General features: G+C 70.6%; 14 protein-coding genes. 5 read left to right on the top strand and 9 right to left on the bottom strand.

Annotated features, from left to right (window positions below; genetic code table 11):
• Positions 1–150 precede the first annotated feature (150 nt).
• From LZ199_RS07500 to LZ199_RS07490, 3 genes are read right to left on the bottom strand one after another with little or no spacing between them, the layout of a single operon-like run.
• On the bottom strand, positions 151–405 hold the full coding sequence (locus LZ199_RS07500) for a DUF3006 domain-containing protein (RefSeq protein ID WP_253992949.1): 255 nt from the start codon (positions 403–405) through the stop codon (positions 151–153).
• Positions 402–1,706 (bottom strand): ComEC/Rec2 family competence protein, encoded by a 1,305-nt coding sequence (locus tag LZ199_RS07495; RefSeq protein WP_253992948.1) that lies wholly within the window; start codon positions 1,704–1,706, stop codon positions 402–404. Before LZ199_RS07495 ends, LZ199_RS07500 begins: the two co-directional genes overlap by 4 nt.
• On the bottom strand, positions 1,703–2,947 hold the full coding sequence (locus tag LZ199_RS07490; RefSeq protein ID WP_253992988.1) for a ComEC/Rec2 family competence protein: 1,245 nt from the start codon (positions 2,945–2,947) through the stop codon (positions 1,703–1,705). Before LZ199_RS07490 ends, LZ199_RS07495 begins: the two co-directional genes overlap by 4 nt.
• 114 nt (positions 2,948–3,061) lie before the next feature.
• On the opposite strand from LZ199_RS07490, the gene deoC reads away from it, so the two are divergent.
• The 4 genes from deoC (at position 3,062) to LZ199_RS07470 (ending at position 6,812) form a co-directional block, all read left to right on the top strand.
• Complete coding sequence (gene deoC, locus LZ199_RS07485) at positions 3,062–3,895, top strand: deoxyribose-phosphate aldolase (protein WP_253992947.1); 834 nt, start codon at positions 3,062–3,064, stop codon at positions 3,893–3,895.
• A gap of 15 nt (positions 3,896–3,910) precedes the next feature.
• Positions 3,911–4,303 carry a TraR/DksA family transcriptional regulator gene (locus LZ199_RS07480; protein WP_253992946.1) on the top strand — a complete coding sequence of 131 codons (393 nt, stop codon included), beginning with the start codon at positions 3,911–3,913 and terminating at the stop codon, positions 4,301–4,303.
• A gap of 65 nt (positions 4,304–4,368) precedes the next feature.
• Positions 4,369–6,096, top strand: a complete 1,728-nt coding sequence (locus tag LZ199_RS07475; RefSeq protein WP_253992945.1) for a phospho-sugar mutase — start codon at positions 4,369–4,371, stop codon at positions 6,094–6,096.
• A 77-nt stretch (positions 6,097–6,173) separates the two neighbouring features.
• Positions 6,174–6,812, top strand: coding sequence for a hypothetical protein (locus tag LZ199_RS07470; protein WP_253992944.1), 639 nt, complete (start codon positions 6,174–6,176; stop codon positions 6,810–6,812).
• Between the two features lie 22 nt (positions 6,813–6,834).
• Here LZ199_RS07470 and LZ199_RS07465 read toward each other — a convergent pair whose 3' ends face one another.
• From LZ199_RS07465 to LZ199_RS07445, 5 genes are all read right to left on the bottom strand, one after another.
• Positions 6,835–7,917, bottom strand: coding sequence for a sensor histidine kinase (locus tag LZ199_RS07465; protein ID WP_253992943.1), 1,083 nt, complete (start codon positions 7,915–7,917; stop codon positions 6,835–6,837).
• Positions 7,918–8,337: 420 nt separating this feature from the next.
• Positions 8,338–9,267, bottom strand: a complete 930-nt coding sequence (locus tag LZ199_RS07460; RefSeq protein ID WP_253992942.1) for an ABC transporter permease — start codon at positions 9,265–9,267, stop codon at positions 8,338–8,340.
• Positions 9,260–10,405 carry an ABC transporter permease gene (locus LZ199_RS07455; RefSeq protein ID WP_253992941.1) on the bottom strand — a complete coding sequence of 382 codons (1,146 nt, stop codon included), beginning with the start codon at positions 10,403–10,405 and terminating at the stop codon, positions 9,260–9,262. Before LZ199_RS07455 ends, LZ199_RS07460 begins: the two co-directional genes overlap by 8 nt.
• Entirely contained in the window at positions 10,398–12,032 is a 1,635-nt protein-coding gene (locus LZ199_RS07450; protein ID WP_253992940.1) for an ABC transporter ATP-binding protein, read from the bottom strand. Before LZ199_RS07450 ends, LZ199_RS07455 begins: the two co-directional genes overlap by 8 nt.
• A 53-nt stretch (positions 12,033–12,085) precedes the next feature.
• On the bottom strand, positions 12,086–13,279 hold the full coding sequence (locus LZ199_RS07445) for a BMP family lipoprotein (RefSeq protein WP_253992939.1): 1,194 nt from the start codon (positions 13,277–13,279) through the stop codon (positions 12,086–12,088).
• Between the two features lie 78 nt (positions 13,280–13,357).
• On the opposite strand from LZ199_RS07445, the gene LZ199_RS07440 reads away from it, so the two are divergent.
• Positions 13,358–14,662, top strand: coding sequence for a thymidine phosphorylase (locus tag LZ199_RS07440; protein ID WP_253992938.1), 1,305 nt, complete (start codon positions 13,358–13,360; stop codon positions 14,660–14,662).
• A gap of 337 nt (positions 14,663–14,999) precedes the next feature.
• Here the strand turns inward: LZ199_RS07440 and LZ199_RS07435 are convergent, their stop codons facing one another.
• Positions 15,000–15,749: an SDR family NAD(P)-dependent oxidoreductase gene (locus LZ199_RS07435; protein WP_253992937.1), complete on the bottom strand. Its 750-nt coding sequence runs from the start codon at positions 15,747–15,749 to the stop codon at positions 15,000–15,002.
• Positions 15,750–15,807 lie beyond the last annotated feature (58 nt).

Here is a 15,807-nt window from a genome sequence, read left to right as displayed (position 1 = left end):
CGGGCTTCGGACCTCTTCCTCTCGTCGAGGGGCGGATTCGGGCTGGAGGCCCGGGTCACCCCGGGCGATAGCTGTGCGCGTGGGCCCCGACCTCTCCCTCTCGTCGAGGGGAGGTCTCGGTCTGGGGCTCCGCGCAACCGGGGCCTCCGCTCAGAGGTCGAAGTCGCCCGGAGGTGGTTTCTTGCCTTGCATCGCCCGCTGACGCGCCAGGCGCACTTCCTCGCGCAGCGCCTCGGTGGCTTCGGCGTCGATGCTCATTGTCTCCAGGTTCAGCACGTCGCCTTCGCGCACGCCCGAGGGGAGTGACGAGAGGGGCCGCGTCACCTCGCGCCCGTCGACGATGAGCACCGCGACGTCGTCCTCGATGCGGTCCAACGTGGCCCGCGACATGGGTGCCTTCGTCATGGGTTGCAGTCCTGGGCAGGCTTGCGTCCGCTTTGGAGCGCTTCCTCGCGCGTCTTGTATTCGATGAGGTTCTCGTCGTGGATCTTCTTCGCCCCGTCGCAGTCCGGGAAGTGGAACTTATCGCGCTTGCGGCTGGCGACGTACTTGCCCTTGTACTTCTTCGAGCGGTCCGTGCGCCCCTCCGCCACGGGCGCGGGCGGCTCCGTCTTCGTCGTCTGGAGCGTCTCGACGGGCTGCACGTCCTCGGGAGGCGCAGGCGGGGGCGGGGCCTTCTTCTCGGGCAGGGGCTTGCCGGCCCAGTAGTTCGGCTCCGGCGTGGGACCCTGGCCCACGTGGGTGTAGCGCGTGTCGCTGGGCTTTCCCTGTGGCAGCCGCTGGGGCGTGACGACCAGCGACTTGCCATCGCTGACCACCTGCACTTCACCGTCGACGTCGGTGCGGAACACCTGGACGTGCGCGGCCTTCAATCGGTCCAGCGTGGCGGCGGCGGGCGCTCGGTGGTCGTTGTTGGCGCCGACGGAGATGACGGCGGCGCGCGCTCCCACGCGGGCAAGGAAGGGCGCGGTGGTGGCGCTCGCCAGCCCATGGGCCCCCACCTTGAGCAGGGTGGACTGGACGGGGACCTCGCGCGAGAGCAGGTACTCCTCCGTCTTCGCGAGCGCATCCCCGGCGAAGAGCACCGACGTCTCGCCGTAGGAGAGCCGCATGACGATGGAGTTGACCTCCGCGATGGCCGCCTCGGCGGAGCCGTCGAGGAGCGGCTCGGTGGGCGCCCGAGGCCAGAGGATGGTCAGCGAGACGCCGTCGCCCAGGTTGATGCGCTGCGGGGCATTGGGAGTGGACGTCGGCGGCGCGGGCGAGACGACCTGGATGCCACGCCCGCTGATGGCGGTGAGCAGGGTGTCGTAGTCGGGTGGTGCGCCGGGCAGCTGCGGCTCCATCAACTGGCGAGCGCCCACCCTGCGCAGCACGGCGTCCAGCGCGCCGTGATGGTCATTGTGCGGGTGGGTGAGGATGACCAGGTCCAACTGCTTGACGAGCAGCTCCGGGAGGCGATTCACCAGATGGCCCGCGGCGGTGGCGGGGCCTGAATCCACCAGCACCGTGTTGCCCTTGGGCGAGACGATGAGCGCGGCGTCTCCCTGGCCCACGTCGAAGAAGTAGACGTGCAGCTTCCCGTCGGGGGCGGTGCCGAAGTAGCGCCGGGCCTCCGAGGGGCGAGCGGTGGACGGGTCCGGGGATTCCTTGCAGGCCACCAGGGCCAGCAGGGTCCCCAGCAAGGCGAGATGGCGCGGGCTCATGGGTGGCAATCCTCGGCGGGGCGACGCTCGCGCAGGGCGGCTTCGCGGTTCAGGTAGAGCGTGCGTTCAGACTTGGAACGCTTCAGCGTGGAGCACGTCTCGCGGTGGAACACCTTGCTGTTCTTGAGTCCCACGTAGGGTCCGGAGCTCCCGGCGCTCGCGGCCGTGCCGCGCTCACCTGGAGGAGTGGGATCGGGCGAGGTGTCCCGGTCCTCGTTGCGAGGCTCCACGGAGGCGACCGTGCCTCGTTGCGTGCGGGAGGGATTGGGCACGACGGGGCCGAGCGCGATGGGGCCCGGCTTGAGGTTGCCGGGTACCACCAGCAGGGTGCCGGTGCCTCCGTTGCCCCGCAGCGTGACGCTGTGGCCGTCGCTGGCGGCGATGACTTCGCCATCCCGGTCCGTGCGCAGCACGTGGGCGCCGACGGCGTCGAGCCGCTCCAGCGTCTCGCGAGCGGGGTGGCCGTAGTCGTTCTTGGCGCCGACGGAGATGACGGCGGCCTGGGGCTTCGCCGCGGCGAGGAACGCGGCGGTGGAGGAGTGTCGTCCTCCGTGGTGGGCGACCTTCAGCACCGTGGCGGTGAGGTCGAGGGGGCGCTGGAGCAGGGCGGCCTCCGTGTCCGGCTCCGCGTCGCCGACGAGGAGGAAGGACGTCTTCCCATAGGTCAGCTTGGCGACGATGGAGTTGGAGTTGGCGTCCGAGCGCGTCCCCGTGAGGAATGGCTCCCGAGGCGCGCGCGGCCAGAGCACGGTGAGCGACACGCCTTCCCCCAGGCCGATGGTGAGCAGCGAGTCCGGGGTGGCGGGATTGGGCTCGGGGTTCATCACCTGGCCCACCGAGTCGCCGACGAAGCCGAGCAAATCCTTGTACGCCTCGCTGGGGTGGTTGAAGCCCGGGTCCATGAAGCGCTTCGCGCCGACGGCGCGCAGTGCTGCCGTGAGCCCGCCCAGGTGGTCCAGGTGCGGGTGGGTGAGGATGGCCAGGTCCAACGGCCCCGTCACCAGGGTGCGCAGGCGGGCGGCGAGTCGCTCCCGGGCCTCGGGAGGGCCGCCGTCGATGAGGACCGTCTTCCCGCTGGGGGAGATGATGAGCGCGGCGTCGCCCTGGCCCACGTCGAAGAAGTGGACCGTGAGCGGCTTGGTATCGGTGCTGAAGGTGAGAGAGGAGGGCGGGCTCGCGGCGATGCCTGGAAGCGCGGCGAGCAGGAGGGCGAGGAAGCTGGACAGCCGGAGACGGGACATCACGGTGCGGACTCTACCGCCACGTTCCCACCCTCGGCACCTCGGGTGCGAGCAGGAAACGCACGGGTCGCCCGAGCGCTTCCCGAGGACCTGGAAGTGGGCTAAGGGGCCGCCATGTCCGACTTCGAGGACCTCCTCAAGCACGTCGAGGAAATCGCCGACCAGGCTCGCCGCCGCCTTCAGGCGTGGACGGGCGCCCGGGAGGCCACCCCCACCGACGCCCGTCCCGACCCCTTCACCCGCCACGGCACGGGGCGCGTGGACATGGATTCCATCCGGTCCGCCGCGGACCTGGCGCCGTACATCGACCACACGCTGCTCAAGCCCGAGGCGCGCGAGGAAGACGTGGTGAAGGTGGCCGAGGAGGCGCGTCGGTACGGCTTCGCCACGGTCTGCGTGAACAGCTCGCACGTGGCCACCGTCGCCAAGGTGCTCGCAGGCTCCTCCACCGTGCCCATCGCCGTGGTGGGCTTCCCGCTGGGCGCGGCGCTGTCATCGGCCAAGGCGTTCGAGGCCCGTGAGGCCATCGCCGCCGGGGCGCGCGAAATCGACATGGTGGTCAACATCGGCGCGCTCAAGGCGAAGGACCACCTCGCCGTGTTCCTGGACATCGCCGCCGTGGTGGAGGCCAGCCGCCCGTTGCCGGTGAAGGTCATCCTGGAGACGTCGCTGCTCACGCGCGACGAGAAGGTCTTCGCCTGTCTGCTGTCGAGGTCCGCGGGCGCGGCGTTCGTGAAGACGTCCACCGGCTTCAGCTCGGGCGGTGCGACGGTGGAGGACGTGGAGTTGATGCGCACCGTGGTGGAGGGGGGCGTGGGCGTCAAGGCGTCCGGCGGCATCCGCTCCTCCGAGGACGCGATGACCATGCTGCGTGCGGGCGCCAATCGCCTGGGCGCCTCCGCGTCGGTGGCCATCGTCACCGGCCAGGTTTCCACCGCGAAGTATTGATTCGGCGGAGCCGACGTGAACGCGAAACAGCGAGATGAACTCAAGGCGCTGCTGCTGGCGCTGCATGCCGAGCTGACCGAGAAGACGCCCTCGAAAATCGAGCCCAACCGCACCGATGACGCGCGCATCGGCGGCGACGAGGACGAGCAGCCGCTCAACGAGATGATGCAGGCCATCGCCTCCAACCGGAACCGGAACATGGACGGCGTGCTGGCCCGCGTGCTCAAGGCGCTGGGCAAGCTGCGGGACGAGCCGGACTCCTTCGGTGAGTGCGAGGAGTGCGGGGACGAGATTCCGCTCGGGCGGCTGCGGGCCATGCCCTACGCGGAGCTGTGCGTGACGTGCCAGGGCGGCAAGGACGGCCCCAAGGGCCGCGCAACGCGTCGCAAGCTCACCGACTACAGCTGAAAATCCACTGGCGCCCGGGGCTGGTCTTCCGTGCGCGCCCAGATTGCACGAGGCTTCGAGGCTCCATGAACGACACCGGACTGAGAGAGCGGGCGGAGGCGTGGCGCCTGGCGGACCCGGACCCCACCACAGCCGAGGAACTGGCGAGGCTGCTCGCGCAAGGGGACCTCGCCGAACTGGCGGACCGCTTCGCCGGAGACCTGGAGTTCGGCACCGCGGGCCTTCGGGGCGTGCTGGGCGCGGGGCCCAACCGGATGAACCGCGCCGTGGTGCGCCGCACCACCGCGGGCCTGGCGCGCTACCTCAAGGAACACGTGCCGGACGCCGCCACCCGGGGCGTTGTCGTGGGCCGTGACGCGCGCAAGCTGAGCGCGGAGCTGGCCGAGGACACCGCCGCCGTGCTCGCCGCCGAGGGCATCCCCGCCCATGTCTTCTCGCCGCCGGTGCCCACGCCGCTCGCCGCGTTCGCCTGCCTCCACCTGAATGCCGCGGCGGCCATCATGGTGACGGCCAGCCACAATCCACCCGAGTACAACGGTTACAAGGTGTACTGGGGCAACGGCGCGCAAATCATCCCCCCGCATGACTCGGGCATCGCCTCCGCCATCGCCCGGGTGGAGCCCGCCAACCGCGTGCCGCTGCTGACGGTGGTCCAGGCGCGCGAGCAGGGCCTGTGGCGCGACATCCCGGACTCGCTGGGCGAGGACTACCTGCGCGCCATCCTCGGGTTGCGCGTGCACAAGAAGGGCTCAGACACGCTGTCCATCGTCTACACGGCGATGCACGGCGTGGGCGGCGTCTGGGCGGAGCGGGCGCTGCGCGACGCGGGCTTCCCGCGCTTCACGCCGGTGGCCGAGCAGCAGATGCCGGACGGGCGCTTCCCCACGGTGCGCTTCCCCAACCCGGAGGAGCCCGGCGCCATGGACCTGTCGCGCGCGACGGCCGAGCGCGTGAAGGCCGACCTGGTGCTGGCCAATGACCCGGACGCGGACCGGCTGGCCGTCATGGCCCGAGAGGCGGACGGCGGGCTGCGCATGCTCACCGGCAACGAGGTGGGCGTGCTGCTGGGCCACTATCTGCTGACGCAGGGGACGAAGCGGGGCCGTCCGTACGTCGTCACCACCATCGTCTCGTCGACGCAGCTGGGGGACATCGCCCGCTCGCTTGGCGCCGCCTATGACGAGGTGCTCACGGGCTTCAAGTGGATCGCCAACCGCGCGCTGGAGCGCGAGCGCTCCGAGGGCCTCCAGTTCGTCTTCGGCTACGAAGAAGCGCTGGGCTACACCGCCGGCACCGTGACGAGGGACAAGGACGGCGTCGGCGCGGCGCTCGTCATGGCGGACCTGGCCGCGTGGTGCGAGTCGCGCGGCACCACCGTGCTCGGCTACCTGGAGGAGATTCAGCGCCAGCACGGCCTCTACGTCGGCGCCCAGCGCAACGTCACGCTGCCCGGCGCGGCTGGCGCGCAGGTCATCCGGGGCATCATGGATGCCTTCCGCGCCCGGCCTCCTTCCCACGTCGGCACGGAGGCCGTCCGGGCCGTGCTGGACTACCAGCGCGGCGTCAATGGCCTGCCGCCGTCCAACGTCCTCGCGCTGGAGCTGGAGGGCGGTGGCCGCGTCACCCTGCGTCCGTCCGGCACCGAGCCGAAAATCAAATACTACTTCGAGCGCAAGGAGACGCCCACGGCCGGTGAGCCCCTGGCCCAGGCCCGCGCGCGCGCCGAGGCCCGGCTGGCCTCCTTCATCGAAGCCTTCATCGCGCTCGCACGTGAGCGTGGACAACCCACCTGAGTCCTGATTCACACCTCACCTCGCTCTTCGGCTTCCCCCTGGTCGCGCCTGGCGTGGCCCCCGTCGAAAGGATTCGTGTGAAGCGCCTCGTTCCTGGAGTCCTCCTCGCCTGCCTGTTGGCCCTTCCTGGCTCCGCGCTGGCGCGAGGGCAGGGCTGGTCCGTGCTCGCCGCCGACACGCTGGGGCGGGGCAACACCGCGTTCTCCGGGCAGATTGGCTGGCCGGGCCTCACGCTGGGCGTGCTCCATGGCACCTCGGAGCGCTTCGATATCGGCGGCAAGTTCAGCTTCAACTGGGGCCGCGAGGGCTGGGTGCGCCACACCGCGCCTGGCATCAAGCTGCAGGCGTGGATGCGGTGGGAGCTGGCCAAGACGAGCAAGGTCTCCTTCGCGCTCACCTTCCAGCCCGGGCCGCTCTTCTACTTCGACGACGGCGACACGGACGTGGGCCTGGCGCTGCCCGTGGCCTTCGTCGTGGGCATCCCCGTCACCAGCGCGCTGATGGTGAACGTGGGCATCGACATGCCCTTCCACGTCTACTTCGGGGAGAACATCGGCCCCGTCATCCCCATCCTGGTGGGCGGCGGGCTCGAGTACTTCATCGACAGCCGGCTGGCGGCCACCTTCAACCTGCGCATGGGGCCCGCGCTCATCCCCGACTGGGACGAGAGCGAGTTCGCCATGGAGGCCCTCTTCGGCATCGCCTACCGCTTCTAGAGCGGCGCGCCGGCTCGGGGGCCTACCAGGAGGACGTCTGCTCGGGCAGCTCCAGCGTGAAGGTGCTGCCCAGGTTGACGCGGCTCTGCACCGTCAGCTTGCCGCCCATGGACTCCACCAGGGCGCGCGCCACGGTGAGGCCCAGCCCGGCGCCCTTCTCCGGCGGCTTCGTCGTGTAGTAGGGCTCGAAGACGGCCTGCAGCTCGTCCTCGAAGATGCCGATGCCCGTGTCCTTGACGAAGAGGCGCGGGCCGAAGTCGCCGAACATGTCCGGCAGCTCCACGCCCACGTGGATGCGACGAGGACGGTCCATCACGTCCTCCACCGCCTCCGCCGCGTTGGCCAGCATCTCCACCACCACCTGCTCCAGCTGGCGGCGGTTGAAGACGACGGCGATGGGGTCCTCGGGCAGCACCACCGTCACCTCGGCCGTGCCCAGCCGGCCGTTGCCCCGCATGCGCTCCACGACGACGGGGACCAGCTCCCGCAAGTCGAAGCGCTGGATGTCCTTGGGGTTCGAGGGGCCGAGCGACAGGAGGTGCTGGCCGTACAGCCGCATCTGCTCGCCGGCGACGCCCAGCTTCTTGAGCTCCTCCACGTCCGGAGGCAGGCCCTGCATGGCGCGCTCGCGCACGTGCCCCAGCGCGCTCTGGAGGCCCTCGCCGATGTGGCCCAGGTTCTGGGCGACGTCCGCCGCCAGCGTGCCCACGCGCGCCAGCCGCTCCATCTCCACCCAGCGGGTGCGCGGGTCCAACAGCTCTTCGGCCCGCTGCCCACCGCGCTCGCGGTGCGCCTTGAGCTCCAGCAGCGTGTGCACGCGGACCTTGAGCTCCAGCGGGTCCAACGGCTCCGTCGTCAGCAGATCATCCACTCCGGCTTCCAGCACCTGTCGCCGCGTCTGGCGGTCCGCCCTGCGGGTGAGCATCAGCACCGGCACCGAGGGCGCACCCAGCTCCGTCAGGAGCCTTCGGTACGTCGCCAGCCCGTCCGTCCCCGGACGCTCCACGTCCAGCAGCACCAGGTCCGCGGCCTGACGGGCCGCCGGCCCACGTGCCGTGAGGACGTCGTAGCCCGCGGGGGCCAGGATGGAGCAGAGCCGCTCCATGCCTTCTGACTCCACGTCCACCGCCAACACGCGGGGTCTGTACGTTTCGGTCGTTCCCGTCGTATCGAGCATCACCCACCCCCGCCGTGTTGACCGGACCGACCGGGCCCGGGTTTCACAAGGAGTCCCTCCGGACCTTGCGTCAGATTGGATGAAGCCTCCCCCCGGTGGCCTGATTCCATTCCGGCGCGGTCCGACCTGGCCTCTATATGCGAGGCCTGTGCCGCCGTGCTTTCCGACGCCCTGTGTCTCAATCCCGGAGAAACCCGGAGTTCGTTTCAATAACCGCAGGGGGTTGGAGTGTCGTCTTTCTCCACCATTCGAACGAGGCGACGTTGGCCATCCGACACCTAGGGGTCACTTCTGACCAGGAATCATTCTATACCCGGGTATAGAATGACTCTAGTGAATCGGCTGACCTCAGCGGGACTCCTGCTCGTATGGGACGCCGAGTGAGGCCGGGGTGCTGTTGCGCTGGCCCTGGAAGGTGAGGACCAGGAGGGTCAGCAGGTAGGGCAGGGCGAGCAGGACGCCCTGGGGCACCACGTCCAGGAGGCCCGGGGCGCTGGAGGCCAGGCCGATTCGCAGCGCGTTGCCGAAGGCGAAGAAGGCCGCGGCGGCGAAGGCGCCCAGGGGTGTCCAGCGGCCGAACACCATGGCGGCCAGGGCCATGAAGCCCAGGCCCGCGGGCGTGTGTTGCTCGAAGCGGTCCAACACGGTGGTGGAGAGCACCGCGCCGCCCAGGCCCGCGAGCAGTCCTCCGCCCAGCACCGCGCCCCACCTCAATGCGGGAACGGAAAGACCCAGGGTGGCCACCGCGTGGGGTTTGTCGCCCACCGCGCGCAGGCGCAGGCCCAGGGGCGTGCGGGTCAGCATGCCCTGGAGCAGCAGGGGCAACAGCAGCGCGAGGTACGTGGGGGCCGCATGGCCGGAGAGCGCGCCCAGCAGGGGCACCGAGGCGAGCTCCGGCCAGTGGAGGGGCTGGAGCTGTTGGATGGGCGGCGTCCCGTTGGGCCCGAAGTGCGTCTCGAGCAGGAACGTCCCTCCGGCCAGGGCCACCAGGTTGAGGGCGATGCCGGAGACCACCTGGTCCGAGCGCCAGCGGATGCACAGGAAGCCATGCACCGCCGCCAGCGCCGCGCCCGCGAGCATGCCGATTCCGACGGCCGCGGGCGTGGGCATGACGAGCGCGGCCACCGCGGCGCAGAAGGCGCCCACGCGCATCATCCCCTCCACGCCCACGGCGACGACGCCCGCGCGCTCGGAGAGCACCGCGCCCAGGGCGGCGAAGACGAGCGCGGGGGCCGCGTCCAGCGTGGCGAACAGCAGCCGGTGGAGGATTTCAAGCATGGGGCACCTGCGCGGCGGGAGCGGGCGGCGCGGCCGTGGCGGGCTTCGGTGCGCTCCGACGGCGCAGCGCGGCCAGCCAGATGAGGCGTCCGGCCACGAAGAGCAGCGCGAGGCCCTGGATGAGCTCGGGGAAGCTCTTGTGCACGTCGAGCAGCTGCATGCGCGTGCCACCCGCGCGCAGCACGCCGAAGAAGAGGGCCGCGGCGCCCACGCCCAGCGGATGGTTGTTGCCGATGAGCGCGATGGCGATGCCGTCGAAGCCATAGGGCGCGCCCAGCGTGCCCGGGTAGCGGCCCTCGGTGCCCAGCACCAGCACCGCGCCGGCGAGCCCCGCCAGCGCTCCGGCCAGGGCCATGGCCAGCCCCGCGCGCCGTGCCACGGGGATGCCCGCGGCGCGCGCCGCCTCGTCACCCAGGCCCACCGCGCGCGTCTCGAAGCCGGAGCGGGTGCGCGTCAGCCACGCCCACACCGCCACGGCGGCGAGGGCGGCGATGACGAAGCCCAGGTTGAGGCGGGACATGTCTCCCAGCAGGCGCGGAAGCGTCGCGGTGGGGTGGATTTCGGCGGTGCCGGTGATGGACGCGCCGGCCTCGGCCACGCCGCGCAGGGGGCCCACGACGAGCCAGTTGTCCACCAGCCGCACCGCCACCCAGTTGAGCATGATGGTGGAGATGACCTCGTGCACGCCCCGGTAGAGCTTGAGCGCGCCGGCGATTCCCGCCCAGGCGCCTCCGGCCAGTGCGGCGGCGAGGAGCGCGGCCGGGATGTGCAGCGCGCCGGGCAGGGCCAGGTGCGCGCCCACCACCGCGGCCGCGAGCGCGCCGAGCAGCATCTGTCCCTGGGCGCCGATGTTGAACAGGCCCACCTTGAAGGCCACCGCCACGGACAGGCCGGTGAGGGTGAGCAGCGCGGCCTTCATCGCCGCTTCGCCCAGAGGCCGGGTGAGCACGGTGGCGGGGGCGCCGTCGAGGAAGCGGGGCCAATCACCCACGCCGCCCCAGAGCATCTGGAGATAGGCCGCCGTGGCGGTGGCCATGCCGTCCATGTCCCGGCTGAAGGCGATGAGCATCCAGCACACCAGGAGCGACAGCAGCACCGACAGCACCGAGGGCAGGGCCTGCCGTGTCCGCTCACCCATGGGCCTGCTCCGCACCGAGCATGCGACGTCCCAGCTCCCGCTCGTCGTACTCGGGCCGGGTGAACTGTCCCGTCACGCGGCCCTCGAAGAGCACGTAGACGCGGTCCGCCAGGGCCAGCACTTCTTCCAAGTCCAGTGACACCAACACCACTCCCGTACCCTGGGCTCGCGCCTCGCGCAGCCGCGCGTGCACCTGCGTCACCGCGCCGATGTCCAGGCCACGCGTGGGCTGCACCACCACGAGCAGGCGCGGACGGGCGTCCAACTCGCGCGCGACCACGACCTTCTGCTGGTTGCCTCCGGAGAGGGCCTGCAGGGGCAGTGTCGGCTCGGGCGGGCGCACGTCGTAGGCGGCGAGGAGCGCCTGGGCCCGCTCACGGCGGCCGGCGAAATCAATCCACATGCCCTTCGCGAAGGGCGGCCCGGAGTGGCGTCCGAGCGCGATGTTCTCCTCCACGCTGAGCGCCTTCACCACCGCGCGGCGCAGCCGGTCCTCTGGCACGTGGCCTACGCCGCGCGCCCGAGCTTCGGCGGGAGTGAGGCCCTTCAGGGGCCTTCCGAGCAGCGTGCCGCTCCCCGCCGTCAGCGAGCGCAGGCCGGTGAGCACTTCGGCCAGCTCGCGCTGCCCGTTGCCGTCGACACCGGCGATGCCGACGATTTCTCCCTCGCGCACCGTCAGGTCCACGCCGCGCAGAGCGGGACAACCGTTGTCGCCGAGTGCCTGGAGTCCTGTTGCTTCCAGCAGGAGGTCACCCGCGGGCTTCTCACCAACGCGGAGCGCTGGCCGTCCGTTGTCGCCGAGCGCCTGGAGTCCTGTCGCTTCGAGCAGGACGTCGCCGGGGGGCTTCTCACCGACGCGGAGCGCTGGCCGTGCGTTGTCCCCCTGTGCCGGGAACCCCACCGCTTCCAGCAGGGCCTCGCTGGCGAGCTTCTCCTCCGGCGTCGCCGCCGCGTTGCTCATCACGGCGCGCTGGCTCTCGCCCACCATGAGAGCGGCCAGCGCCGTCGCCGAGGTCTCCGAGGGCCGCACCTCCGCCACCAGCCGGCCGCGCCGCATCACTGCGATGCGGTCCGCGACGCCGAGCACTTCCTTCAGCTTGTGGCTGATGAGCACCACGGTGCGCCCCTGCGCGACCAGTCCGCGCATGACGCGGGCCAGCTCGTCGGCCTCCTGGGGCGTGAGGACCGCGGTGGGCTCGTCGAGGATGAGCACTCGGGCGCCCCGGTGCAGCGCCTTGACGATCTCCACCTTCTGCTGCGAGCCCACCGTGAGCGTGTCCACGCGGGCGCGCGGGTCCAACACGAAGCCGAAGCGCTCGCACGTGGCGGCGACTTCCTTGACGGCGCGCTCCCAGTCGAACAGCCCGCGGCGCGTGGGCTCTCGCCCGAGCACCACGTTCTCCGCCACCGTCAGCGTGGGCACGAGCATGAAGTGCTGGTGCACCATGCCAATGCCCAGGGCAATCGCGTCGCGGGGGCTCTTGAGGCGCACCGACTTGCCGCCCACGGACACTTCACCCGAGTCCGGATGATAGAGCCCGTAGAGGACGTTCATCAGGCTGGACTTGCCCGCGCCGTTCTCTCCCACCACCGCGAGCAGCTCCCCTTCGCGGATGTCGAGCGACACGTCGTCCAGCGCGTTGACGGCGCCGAACCGCTTCTGGATGTGTCGGAGGGAGATCAGGGCGCGGCGGCCTGGAAGGTGGCGAGGTCCGCCGGGACGGAAGGCACCTGGAGCTGTCCGGAGATGACGCGCTGGCGCAGCGCCTCCACCTTCTGGAGCGCCTCCGCCTTGCCGGGGAAGTCCACGCGCACCTCGGCCATGGCCACGGCGTTCTCCTTGAGGCCCAGCAGCAGCTCGGTGGCGGTGAACTTGCCGTCCACCAGGTCCTTCGCCGCCTGATACACGACCAGGTCCGTGTGCTTCAGCATGGAGGTGAGGATGGCCTCCGGCGCCACGTGCGACTGGTCCGAGTCCACGCCGATGGCGTACACGTTCTTGCCGGTGGCACGCGCCTCCTTCACCGCCTGGATGACGCCGATGCCGTCCGAGCCCGCCGCGTGGAAGATGACGTCCGCGCCCTTGGCGATGAGGTCCTGTGCCACCTGCTTGCCCGCGGCCATGTCGTTGAAGCTGCCCGTATAGACGGACATCAGGGCCTGGGCGGCCTCGGGCTTCGTCGTCTTCACGCCGGCGCGATAGCCGACCTCGAAGCGCTGGATGAGGGGCACCTCGATGCCGCCCACGAAGCCCACCTTGTTCGTCTTCGTGACGAGGCCCGCGAGCGCGCCCACGAGGAAGCTGCCCTCGTGCTCCTTGAAGAGGACGGTGCGCACGTTGGGCAGCCGCAGCGTCTTGCCCTGGGCGTCCAGCACCTGGCTGTCGATGAGCAGGAAGCGGGCCTGGGGGTTCTCCTGGGCCGACGTGCGCACGGCGTTGGCCAGCATGTAGCCGTTGCCGATGGTGAGCTGGGCGCCCCGGTCCACGAGGAGCTGGAGGTTGGGGATGTAGTCCTCCTGGGCCTTGCTCTGGAGGACGACGGGCTGGATGGGCAGCGGCTGGAGGGTGGCGGCGATGGAGGACAGGTGGCCGGGCAGGGACTTGCGCACGTCGTCCGGCGTGGCGTCCACGTACTTGCCGCCCTCGTAGCGCTTGCCGGCGGCCCACAGCTCCAGGCCGCGCAGCGCGGCGTCGTTGAACGAGTGGTCACCCCGGCCGCCCACGTCGATGACGAGGCCCACTGGGAGGGGCTTCTTCGCCTCCTGCTGAGCGGAGGCGGGGGCCGGAGCGCCGGAGGGGGGCGTCTCTTCCTTCTGCTTGGTACAGGCGCAGAGGAGCGCCGTGAGGGCGAGGACCTGAAGGCGAAGCGTCATGGCTGGCTATCTACCAGATGCGGCGGCGCCTTTCGCGGAAGTGCATGGGGGCCCGGGTTCCTGGTATGGGCAGTCCCCGTGCAACCCTACGAGCTCATCAAGTCGAAGCGGGACGGAGGCCGGCTGGAGCCGGCGGACATCCTCGCGTTCATCCAGGCGTATACGGCGGGGACGGTGGCGGACTACCAGATGGCGGCCATGTGCATGGCCATCTTCTTCCGGGGGCTGGACTCCCGGGAGCTGGGCGCCTGGGCGCGCGCCATGCTGGAGTCCGGCGAGGTGCTGGACCTGTCCGACACCCCGGCGGTGAAGGTGGACAAACACTCGACGGGTGGCGTGGGCGACAAGGTGTCGCTCAGCCTGGCCCCCCTGGCCGCCGCATGCGGGGTGCCGGTGCCGATGATTTCGGGCCGGGGCCTGGGCCACACGGGCGGGACGCTGGACAAGCTGGAGTCCATTCCGGGCTTCAATGTGAACCTGTCGACGGCCGAGTACCGCCGGCTGGTGCGCGAGGTCGGCTGCTGCCTGATTGGCCAGACGGCGCAGGTGGCACCCGCGGACAAGAAGCTCTACGCGCTGCGTGATGTGACGGCGACGGTGGACTGCATCCCGCTGATTGCGTCCTCCATCATGAGCAAGAAGCTGGCGGAGGGCATCGACGCGCTGGTGCTGGACGTGAAGGTGGGCAGCGGCGCGTTCATGAAGCGCGACGAGGATGCCCGCACGCTCGCCCGGACGATGATTGGCCTGGGCGCGGAGATGGGGCGCAAGGTCGTGGCGCTGCTGACGGACATGGACCAGCCGCTCGGGCGCAAGGTGGGCAACGCGCTGGAGGTGATGGAGGCGGTGGACATGCTCCGCGGCGAGGCCCCGGACGACTACACCGAAATCACCTACGCGCTGACGGCGGAGATGCTGGTGCTCGGCAAGAAGGCCGCCACCGTGGACGAGGCGCGCGAGAAGCTGCGCAAGTCCGTGGAGGACGGCAGCGCGCTGCGCAAGCTGAAGGAGATCGTCCTGTCGCAGGGGGGAGACCCGCGCTCCATCGACGACTACTCGCTGTTGCCCCAGGCGCGCTCCACGGTGGACGTTGTCGCGCCCCGGGATGGGTATGTGACGGGCATCGACACGGAGGGCGTGGGCCTGGCGGGCGTGGCGCTGGGCGCGGGCCGTCAGCGGGTGGACAGCAAGATCGACCCGGCCGTGGGCTTCACCCTCTTGAAGAAGACGGGCGAAGCGGTGACGAAGGGCGAGCCCGTGGTGCGCGTGCACTACAACGACGAGGCCCCCGTGGAGGGGGTGAAGGCCCGGCTGGTGGCCGCGTACCACTTCGGCGATGCCGCCCCCGCGCCCCGTCCGCTGGTGCGCGAGCGGGTGGAGTAGGGCGTTCCGACTGGGGCGGCACGCCGAGCGCGTGCTGGCCCCATGGGCGGCCCCAGGCTCCAGATGGCATTGAAGCCTCGGAGCCCATCGCGCGTGGGACTGTTCCGGTGGGCGCCTTGGTCCGTGGCAAGGCGCGAAGCGCGGGGGCCCGCCCTCCGAGGCTCCAGGGCCGGGCGGAACGGTGTCCGTCCATGCCGTGGGCCCGTGCGAGGAATACCTAAGTGGGTAGCCACAAGTTCCGAGACGGATGCGGGTGCCTTGCCTGCTTCCGCTCTGCCCTGGTTCGTTCAGGAACATTAGGCGACCTGCTTAGGTCTTCAGGGTGGTGGCGTGAACCTTACGCTCCGAGGCCTCCGTCGACGTCGATGACCGCGCCGGTGATGTACGCGGCGCCAGGGCTGGCGAGGAACGCGATGCTCGCGGCAATCTCCTCGGGGCGGGCGAAGCGTCCCAGGGCGATGGTCGAGTTGATGGCCGGTTTGATGGGCTCCAGCCCCACGGCCATGTCCGTGTCCGTGAAGCCGGGCTGCACCACGTTGATGGTGATGCCCCGGGGGCCCAAATCTCTCGCCGCGCCCTTGGTGTAGCCGACCACCGCGGACTTCGTCGCCGTGTAGTCCGCCATGCCGGCGAATCCCACGCGCGCGGCGAGCCCCGAGCCGACGGTGATGATGCGGCCTCCCTCGCCCATCACCTTCACCGCCTCGCGGATGGCGGTGATGACGCCGGTGACGTTGACGTGGTGCTGCCGCTCGAACGCCGCCAGGTCATTGCCAGGGTTGTCCACCGGGCCCTGCACTCCGATGCCCGCGTTGTTGACCAGGATGTCCAGCCGGCCGAAGCGCTGGGCGACGGCCTGGACGAGCGCCGTGACTTCCGTGGCCTGTCCCTGGTCCGCCTTGAACGCCGCCGCACGAACCCCCAGCGCCTCCAACTCCTTCACCAGCGCCTGAGCCTTGTCGGCCGCCGCCACGTAGCTGATGGCCACATCCGCACCGTCCTCCGCGAGCGCCCGCGCCGTCGCCGCGCCAATCCCCCGAGAGCCACCCGTCACCAACGCCACCTTCCCTGCGAGCTTCCTGGCCATGTCCATCCATCCTTGTGGTTGTGTACTCATCGGTATTTAATTGGGCGCACCCCAGGCG

Source organism: Myxococcus qinghaiensis (assembly GCF_024198215.1).
In the GTDB taxonomy this organism is placed as follows: Bacteria; Myxococcota; Myxococcia; order Myxococcales; family Myxococcaceae; genus Myxococcus; species Myxococcus qinghaiensis.
This window is presented reverse-complemented; position numbering and strand designations above follow the sequence as displayed.